The following is a 9,289-nucleotide window of genomic DNA, read 5'->3' as shown; positions in this document are numbered from 1 at the left end:
ATTCACGAGTTCCGCAGGATCGACTGTGAAGGTAGGTACGACCACGCAAGTGAGCGGAACGACGGCGAACGACCTTACTTCGCCGGTGACGTACACCGTCACCGCGCAGGATGGAACGACGAAGAGTTACACCGTAACGGTAACAGTAACAGCAAGCAGCGCGAAAGACTTGACGACGTTCAGCTTCGAAGGATTATCCCCAGCCGTGGTAGGTACGATTAGTAGCACGAATATCGCATTAACCGTACCTCATGGAACGGCGGTAACTTCATTAGTTGCGACGTTCTTGAGTTCCGCAGGATCGACAGTAAAGGTAGGTACAACCGCGCAAGTGAGCGGAACGACGTCGAACGATTTCACTTCGCCGGTAACGTACATCGTTACCGCGCAGGATGGAACAACGAAGAGTTACACCGTAACCGTAACAATAACGGCGAGCAGCTCAAAGGATCTGACTGCGTTCAGCTTCGAAGGCTTAAAGCCAGTAGTGGTCGGAACGATAAATGGCTCGAGTATCTCACTAACCGTGCCTCATGGAACATCGGTAACGTCGCTAGTTGCGACATTCACGAGTTCCGCAGGATCGACTGTGAAGGTAGGTACGACCACGCAAGTGAGCGGAACGACGGCGAACGACCTTACTTCGCCGGTGACGTACACCGTTACCGCGCAGGATGGAACGACGAAGAGTTACACCGTAACGGTAACAGTAACAGCTAGCAGCTCGAAAGACTTAACTGCGTTCAGCTTTGAAGGGTTTTCGCCAGCCGTAGTGGGAACGATTAATGGCACAAATATCGCATTAACCGTGCCTCATGGAACATCGGTAACGTCGCTAGTTGCGACATTCACGAGTTCCGCAGGATCGACGGTGAAGGTAGGCTCGACCGCACAAGTGAGTGGTACGACGTCCAACGACTTCACTTCGCCGGTGACGTACACCGTCACTGCGCAGGATGGAACAACGAAGAGTTACACCGTAACCGTAACAATAACGGCGAGCAGCGCAAAGGATCTGACTGCGTTCAGCTTCGAAGGCTTACAGCCAGCCGTGACAGGCACGATTAATGGCACGAATATCGCATTAACGGTGCCTCATGGAACATTCGTAACGGCACTAGTTGCGACATTCACGAGTTCCGCAGGATCGACAGTGAAGGTAGGTACGACCACGCAAGTGAGCGGAACGACGGCGAACGACTTTACTTCGCCGGTGACGTACACCGTTACCGCGCAGGATGGAACGACAAAGAGCTACACGGTGACGGTAACTGTGGCGGCGAACAGCGCAAAGGATTTGTCTACGTTCAGCTTCGAAGGATTATCCCCAGCCGTAGTGGGAACGATTAATGGTACGAATATCGCATTAACCGTTCCTCCTGGAACATCTGTAACCTCGCTAGTTGCAACATTTACGAGTTCAGCAGGATCGACGGTGAAGGTAGGCACCACCACGCAAGTGAGCGGAACGACGCCGAACGACTTCACTACACCAGTGACATACACCGTCACCGCTTCGGATGGAACGATAGCAACCTATCTAGTGGTTGTAACACGCTCTAATGTTGTAGGGGGCAACCCAAGTTTAAGCGGGTTGACGCTGTCGAGTGGGGGACTAACATTCATTGCCGATTCTGTAACGGGAACAACGTATCATTTTAATGTGACTAACCAAGTATCAAGTATTAGTGTCACAGCTAGCGTGTATGATAGAAATTTCAGTATAATAGGGAGCTTCTACAACAGTGACAATGTGCTCGTGTTTGGTCCGTCTAACTTAACCAGTGGCGTGGCAACTAATTCGATACCGATCGATGTAGGCCGTAACCGAATGGAATTGGTTGTAACGGATCAAAACGGTTCCAGTCAAACCTACCTTGTATACGTGAATAGAACATCTGCAGCATATAGTAATGCTCAGTTACAATCCCTACAAATAAGCGATGCTGGTTTTGAGTATAACAGGATGATTTTGGACTACACCATGTCTGTGAGTAATCGTGTTGATGTCCTAACTGTGACGGCTTTTCCCGAGGAAACTCATGCCAGTGTCAAAATAAACGCTGAAATGACAACGTCGAAAAAAATCCAATTACCTGCTGGCAATACGCTCGTTACAATAGAAGTTACAGCACAAGACGGCATAACGAAAAAGACATATAACGTGACGATCAAAAGAGCACTTGCCATCACCGCTGTTACTGACACATCCATTCAGATAACAAATGATCCAGCAACTATAACTGTTCCATCAGGCGTGACGAATGCTAATATTGCAGTCACTCCGATTATTGTCGGATCGAACAAAGAGGCCATCCTTCCATTAATCGAAGTCATAGCGCAAACGTCCCAGGGCGAAATGCTGGTGGTAATTCCGGAAGGTACGAAAGTTATGGCTCCCACAGCTTGGAATGGCGCCATCATGCTGCCAGAAGTAAAAAGCAACAGCAGCGTATCTATCAGCAATAGCAATGTCAGTGGAGTCATTGAACTAGGCTCGCCGGATGTTACATTAACTTTCGACAAAGCCCTGCGTTTGTTCTTTCCGAAACAGGGCAATAAATTAGCAGGTTACTTAAGAAATGGTGTTGTCATTCCGATTACGGGTTCAGTCACGTCAGATACCCAAGCAGCGGCAGATCGCGAAATTGCCTCAGGTGGAGATGCCAAAATCACGGTTGGGGAAGATCTTGTCGTGTGGACAAAGCACTTTACCACATATGTTTTCTATTTGCCAATTACCCCACCTGTGATCAGCGGTGGTGGAGGTGGCGGCGGTCCAATTAACTTCGGAACCATTTTGGCAGCTGGAGGGACACTTACTGTGAATGGAGTCCAAATTGATGCGCCAATTGGTGCAGTAGACAGCGACGTTCAGGTTACCATAGATAAAATAAGCGAAACATCTATACTACCTAGTGGCAAATCAATGGGCTTAGCAAGTGAAATTTACGAAATTAAGAAGGGGATGGCCGGGGATTTCAAGAAGGCAGTTGTCATTACATTACCTTTTGACAAATCTAAGATTAATTTTGGGAAATCAACTCTAGGCCTGTATGGGTTGGACGAAAAGAACCATAAGTGGGTGCAGTTAGAGGACCAGAAAGTTGATCAGACGAATGGAACGGTGTCGGGATCTGTTCGTCATTTCGGGAAATTTGCTGTACTAATGTCAGATAAAGAAGGGATCACCAATCCTTCAACGGAAGTCGTAGATTTTGGTGATATCAAGGGGCATTGGGCCGAAACGAGCATCAGAGATTTGGTTCAACTAGGCGTGATTAATGGCTATTTGGACCATGCGTTTAAGCCGAATAACAGTATCACAAGAGCGGAATTTGTTACTGCTATCGTAAAAGCTTTTCATCTCCAAGCACAAACAAATAAAGCTTTTGACGATACTGAAGCGCACTGGGCCCGAAGCGCAATTGAGATTGCCGCCACGCTTGGCGTTGTTACCGGATATAGTTCGAGCACCTTCGGTCCTGACGACTTGATTACCCGTGAGCAAATGGCAGTGATTGTCATTCGTGCCGCACAGATCGATTCAACGGTTATGAAAGACAGCTTTACAGATAACGCTGATATATCTGACTGGGCTCGCAACGCGCTAGCTACCGCAACCGCTAAAGCTTTAATTAATGGTTACGAGGACGGTACTGTGAAGCCGAGAGCGAACACAACACGTGCTGAAGCGGTAACTGTTATTTTAAGAGCGCTGCAGCTAAAGAAGTAATCAAAGATCTTAAGCGATCATCTCCGAATTTTTTGTCGTGAAGAATGTACACGAGATATCTGAGTATATGGGAAACAAGCTACTGCACCTACATAGTGCGTAGCTTGTTTTTCTTTTACATCGTTTATTAAAATATTTCAGCTGCGCTGGATCGGAGCCGTGCTTTGCCTTGGATCCAGATTGGTTTGCCGAATTTCCAGCGCTCATCGACGCTATTGCGGCTGGCAAGCTTAAAGTGAACTCAGTACCTTTCCCGCTTTCCAAAGTGGAGGAAGTTTGGATGCTCCTATTGACCTCGGGCAACGGGTTGTGTTCATCCCAACGATTTAGGTGAAAAATGAGCAAGTCTTCCATGGCTTCGCTAGATGATCATCACCTGCGAGGCCATTTTCCTATGCCTCAACGATCCCTTAAAGCATGCTCCTTTGCTAATCACCCCCCTTTCTAATATGATACAATCATAAGTCATGCGTCATTTCAAAAAATATTAAATTAGGATGATAATCCATTGAACATTTTATTGGTGGAAGATGATAAGACCATTGCGTCTGGACTCGAATATTCTTTGCAGCAAGACCAGTTTTCCACGGTTCTGTGCCATGACGTTGCATCTGCGAAAAAGGTGATAGCCGAGCAATTGGATCAGTTTGCTTTATGTCTGTTCGATTTAACACTGCCGGATGGAAGCGGGTATGAATTGTGTAAAATGGTGAAGGGGCAAAGCGACATTCCTGTTATTTTCCTTACGGCCGTGGATGATGAAGTCAATGTCGTGATGGGACTTGACATGGGAGCGGACGACTATATTACCAAGCCTTTTCGTATTCGCGAGCTGCTCTCACGAATTAAGACTGTTTTGCGAAGATATCAGAAGCAGCCGCAAGCCAAAGCAATCATCGAATTAGATCATATTCGAATTAATACTTTGGAAGGCAAGGTATATAAACATGGGGATGAAATCCCAGTGACTGCATTGGAATACCGCTTGTTGCTGATTTTCGTTAACCACATCGGGCAGATCCTCTCCAGAAACCAGCTTTTAGAACAAATTTGGGATGTTGCCGGGGATTTCGTCAATGACAATACGTTAACGGTTTACATCAAAAGGTTGAGGGAAAAGCTAGAGGATGACCCCAAAGATCCAACGTTTATTAAAACCGTACGCGGTTTAGGCTATAAGGTGGGTGAGTAGCATGCTGCGTAATCATGAGATCCGCCTCGTACTCTTGTTGATGTCTACGATAAGTCTGGTTATGCTGATAGCCGCGGCTTTTTTGTCCCTAGCTGCCGTGGTCCTCGTTCTAATCACTTCCATTTTGCTCCTTGGATGCAGCCTTCTATTTACGAGATCGAGATATCAGGAGATTGAGAAGTTGTCCGGCTATTTGCGGCAAATTAGCAGCGGTGACTATTCCCTTGATGTCCGCGATAATCGTGAAGGCGAAATCAGTATTTTGAAAAATACGATTTATAAAGTAACCGTCATGCTGTCGGAGCAAAGCGCCCTTTTGCATAAAGACAAAATCCATCTCACAGACGCCATTTCGGACATCTCTCATCAGCTCAAAGCGCCTCTAACCTCTATGATGGTCATGGCGGACCTGTTAGACGACCCCCAACTGCCAGAAGCCAAAAGATCGGAGTTCACGCGCAATATTCGTATCCAACTCGAACGGCTGGATTGGCTTGTTTCTTCCTTGTTAAAGCTTTCGAAGATCGATGCAGGCACCGTGCAGTTCAAGAAAGATCAAGTCATGGTGGCCAAGCTTATTGAAAAAGCGTTGCAACCCGTTCTAATTCCGATAGACATCAAGGAACAAACGATTTCCATAAAAGGCGAAGACAACGTCTCTTTTCTAGGCGATCTCAATTGGACAACGGAAGCTATCATCAATGTTTTAAAAAACGGTGTGGAACATACGCAAGTTGGTGGAACCATCGCGATTTCTTTTTCAGAAAACCCGCTATTTACAGAGATTAGTATCCAAGATAATGGTAAAGGCATCTCCAAGGAGGAAATACCTTCGATTTTTAAGCGTTTTTATAAAGGCAAGGGTGCTGGTGAGGGCAGCAGCGGTATTGGTCTCTCGATGGCTCACAGCATTATTACCAAGCAAAATGGCGATATAGACGTTCAGAGTGAAGTCGATAAGGGATCACAATTTCGGATCCGATTCTATAAGCGAATCGTCTAACAGGGTTAAGTGACTAGACTGTCACTTTCAAGTCACTGTAAAGTCACTTCAGGCAGATATACTACATCCATTGACAAACTTATGGAGGTTTCAACATGGAAATTCTGAGAATTGAACATCTGTTTAAAGTGTATGGCAAAGGTGACACGGCGGTAAAAGCGCTTGACGATATATCCTTTTCAGTGGAAAAGGGGGAGTTCGTCGCCATCATCGGCCCGTCGGGTTCGGGGAAATCAACGCTTTTGCATATGCTAGGCGGTGTAGATAGACCAACAAGCGGCAAAGTGTTTGTGGATAGGACGGACATGTATAGCTTGAATGAGACGCAGTTGGCCATTTTTAGACGGAGACAAATCGGTTTGATTTATCAGTTCTACAATCTTCTGCCGATCTTAACGGTTGAAGAAAATATACAGCTGCCGCTCTTGCTCGATGAGCATAAGGTGGATCAAAAGCAATTTGAGCATATTGTGAGGATGCTAAATTTACAAGATCGGTTGAATCATTTGCCTAACCAGCTTTCCGGCGGCCAACAGCAGCGGGTTTCAATTGGAAGAGCATTGATGAATCAACCCGCTATCCTACTGGCAGACGAACCCACAGGTAATTTGGACAGTAAAAATGGCGGCGAAATCATTGACTTATTGAAGATGTTCAACAAAGGCTTTCATCAGACGCTGATTATGATTACGCATGATGAACGCATTGCTCTGCAAGCTGACCGAATTATCGCCATTGAAGATGGCAAGATTGCCAAAGATGAGGTCATTCGACCATGAACATCATCCATAAGCTTACGGGTAAAACGGTGAAAACATCGAAGCTGATCCAACTTGTATTCGGCATTGAAGCCGAGTTTGGCTTGAAAAATTTAAAAAGAAACAAGCGCAGGTATTACGCCACTGTCTTTTCACTTGTCATTAGCATTGTGTTGTATCTATCCGTGTCTTTCTTCACTTCCAACCTGCAGAGATCGCTTGATCTTTCACAAAAAGGCTACAATTATGATGTCGGGGTTCACAAGGAGGGCGAAGAGTCAACGATTGACGAGCGTTTGTTGACCTCTATTGTTTCGTTGGAGGGCATTACGGAGTACAGCCTGATCAAACAATCGTCTGCTGCCTTCACCTGGGTGAAAGAGGGAGTCATTCCCAAAAGCGTGCAAATCTATTTGCCTCATCATAATGGTCTGTATAAATACAATATAGGCGTAAATGCCTTAAGTGAAGAGAAGCTGAAAGACTATGCCAAAAAAGTTGGTATCGATTATACGAAGCTAACGAATCTCGATCGCCCAGCCGCCATATTGATTGATGTCATGACATATAAAGATGAAAAGGGCAAGTTTATCGAAACGAAAGGGATCAATGGCCGAGCAGGGGAAATGCTGGATCTTGTCTCCACAGATCTCGATGAGAAGGAAACGAGCAACAAGCTGGAGGTAGCCGCGGTAACAGATCAATTCCCAATGGGGATTATTCGAAGCACCTTTCAAGTGAATCTGGTTGTTTCCGAACCGGTCTTCGATCAGTTAATGAAAAGAAGCAAGGATGCCAAAGCGTATTCAGGACTCTATTTGAATAGTAAAGATCCTTTGAAAACACAACAGGATATCGAAGAAATGAAGAATAATCTGTCTGTAATGAACTTATTTCAAGATAGACGGCGCTCGGAACAAAAGATTCTATTATTATCCGTATTTATTTATGGTTTTGTAGCATTGATTACGGCGGTTTCGATGGCGAATATTCTCAATACGATTACGACGAGTATTGCCCTTCGCAAACGAGAGTTCGCAATGCTCAGATCGGTGGGGATGACGCCCAAAAGCTTTAACAAAATGATGAACTATGAAAGTATATTTTATGGAATCAAGGCCCTAGCCTACGGGCTTCCAATCAGCGGAGTGATCATGGTGCTGATCTACCAATCCTTCATGCATAGTTTCTCGTACGGTTTCATAGTGTCTTGGACTAGCATTCTGTATGTGATTGCTGCTGTATTTGTTATCGTAAGCTTATCCATGTTATACGCGAGCGCCAAAGTGAAAAAAGCAAATATTATTGATGCTTTGAAACAGGAGAATCTATAGATTCTCCCTACGAGATGAAAGGAATGCAAAATGAAAACCATATTGTTCAAGTATTTGACTAAATTTACATCACTTAACGAAGAAGAACAACAGGCGATTATTGACGATATACGGATTGAGGAATATAAAAAAGGAACAGTCCTCCTTGCACAAGGAGATGTTCCCACTAAATGTTATTTTGTATTGAAGGGATGTGTCAGGCAGTATTCGGTAGATGAAACGGGAAAAGAGGTCACATCGAATTTTTACACAGAAGAGCAAGCAGCTTCGATTTTCAATTATCATAAACAAGATAAGTCATCCCCGTACTCATTAACTTGTCTAGAAGACTGTATATTGGTTGTTGGCGATCTTGATGCCGAAAAGGACATGTTTAGCAAATACTTACAATTGGAAACGATGACACGCAAGATGGTAGAGGAAAATCTGGGTGAGGCACAAGATGAATGGGCTTCATTTATCGGTTCTACACCTGAAGAACGCTATAAAGCGCTATTACGAAAAAGACCTCATCTAGTCAATCGTGTACCTCAACATCAATTGGCGAGTTATCTTGGTATGACTCCAGAGTCATTAAGTAGAATCAAGAAGCGGATTAATACTAGTAATTTATAGGAAAATTGTCATGTACTTTTAGGCGGTTTTCCTCCTCTGAGCAGTAGCCATATCCCAAAGCCTAGTTCTCCTGCAATCATTGGTATCATAAATACAAGATTAAGTACTGATATTAATCCATCATATTGTGAAAGAAATGTTTTGCTTAGGTTAATGACCATATAGCCTATTGAAGCAAGCAACAATAAAATGCTGATAACTTTAGGAATGCGGTCTGATTTTAAAGTCACATAACCCACAATCAACAGATGCAGTATGGCAATTCCTAATATAGTCGAATAGGTAAGACGGAGCCATGCACCGAGCAAGGAAAGACTTTTATGAATGGGCTCCAGGAAGATGTAGAAAGCCCAGGCGACCACGATGTCACAGATCAGGATGATGAGCCAACCTAAGATTTCAGCTTTGAATAGGTTATTGGATGACACGATGTTGTTAAATGTGGCGATGGGATTGCCCTGTACCACAAGACTTTCATGGACAAAGCCATAGGAAAAAAATGAGGCAATTGCCATGATGACAAGCGAAGTGCCAGCAACTAATGCAGATTTTCGCTGATCCGATATTTCTTTTATTAAGATTGCCATAAGATAATCCCCTTTATCACGTTGTTGATTTTCATTATATAAAGAGGCTGATGACGGGTCATTG

General features: G+C 44.6%; 7 protein-coding genes. 6 read left to right on the top strand and 1 reads right to left on the bottom strand.

The genetic code is table 11. The features are described 5' to 3' along the window. From FU659_RS07315 to FU659_RS07290, 6 genes are all read left to right on the top strand, one after another. The coding region (locus FU659_RS07315; RefSeq protein ID WP_222708494.1) for an S-layer homology domain-containing protein at window positions 1-3,736 on the top strand (3,736 nt) is incomplete at its 5' end. A gap of 508 nt (window positions 3,737-4,244) precedes the next feature. Continuing rightward, the gene (locus FU659_RS07310; RefSeq protein ID WP_147946945.1) at window positions 4,245-4,928 is read left to right on the top strand and encodes a response regulator transcription factor; all 684 of its coding nucleotides are present in this window, start codon (window positions 4,245-4,247) and stop codon (window positions 4,926-4,928) included. Window position 4,929: 1 nt separating this feature from the next. After that, window positions 4,930-5,931, top strand: coding sequence for a sensor histidine kinase (locus FU659_RS07305; RefSeq protein ID WP_147946944.1), 1,002 nt, complete (start codon window positions 4,930-4,932; stop codon window positions 5,929-5,931). Between the two features lie 95 nt (window positions 5,932-6,026). Next, window positions 6,027-6,710, top strand: a complete 684-nt coding sequence (locus FU659_RS07300; protein WP_147946943.1) for an ABC transporter ATP-binding protein — start codon at window positions 6,027-6,029, stop codon at window positions 6,708-6,710. Beyond that, window positions 6,707-8,023, top strand: coding sequence for an ABC transporter permease (locus FU659_RS07295; RefSeq protein WP_147946942.1), 1,317 nt, complete (start codon window positions 6,707-6,709; stop codon window positions 8,021-8,023). Before FU659_RS07300 ends, FU659_RS07295 begins: the two co-directional genes overlap by 4 nt. 30 nt (window positions 8,024-8,053) lie before the next feature. Beyond that, window positions 8,054-8,638: a Crp/Fnr family transcriptional regulator gene (locus FU659_RS07290; protein WP_147946941.1), complete on the top strand. Its 585-nt coding sequence runs from the start codon at window positions 8,054-8,056 to the stop codon at window positions 8,636-8,638. Window positions 8,639-8,646: 8 nt separating this feature from the next. Here the strand turns inward: FU659_RS07290 and FU659_RS07285 are convergent, their stop codons facing one another. After that, window positions 8,647-9,225 carry a DUF4386 domain-containing protein gene (locus FU659_RS07285; RefSeq protein ID WP_147946940.1) on the bottom strand — a complete coding sequence of 193 codons (579 nt, stop codon included), beginning with the start codon at window positions 9,223-9,225 and terminating at the stop codon, window positions 8,647-8,649. Between the last annotated feature and the right edge of the window lie 64 nt (window positions 9,226-9,289).

The sequence above is a fragment of the Paenibacillus sp. N3.4 genome (genome assembly GCF_008017805.1).
Taxonomy (GTDB): domain Bacteria; phylum Bacillota; class Bacilli; order Paenibacillales; family NBRC-103111; genus Paenibacillus_E.
This window is presented reverse-complemented; position numbering and strand designations above follow the sequence as displayed.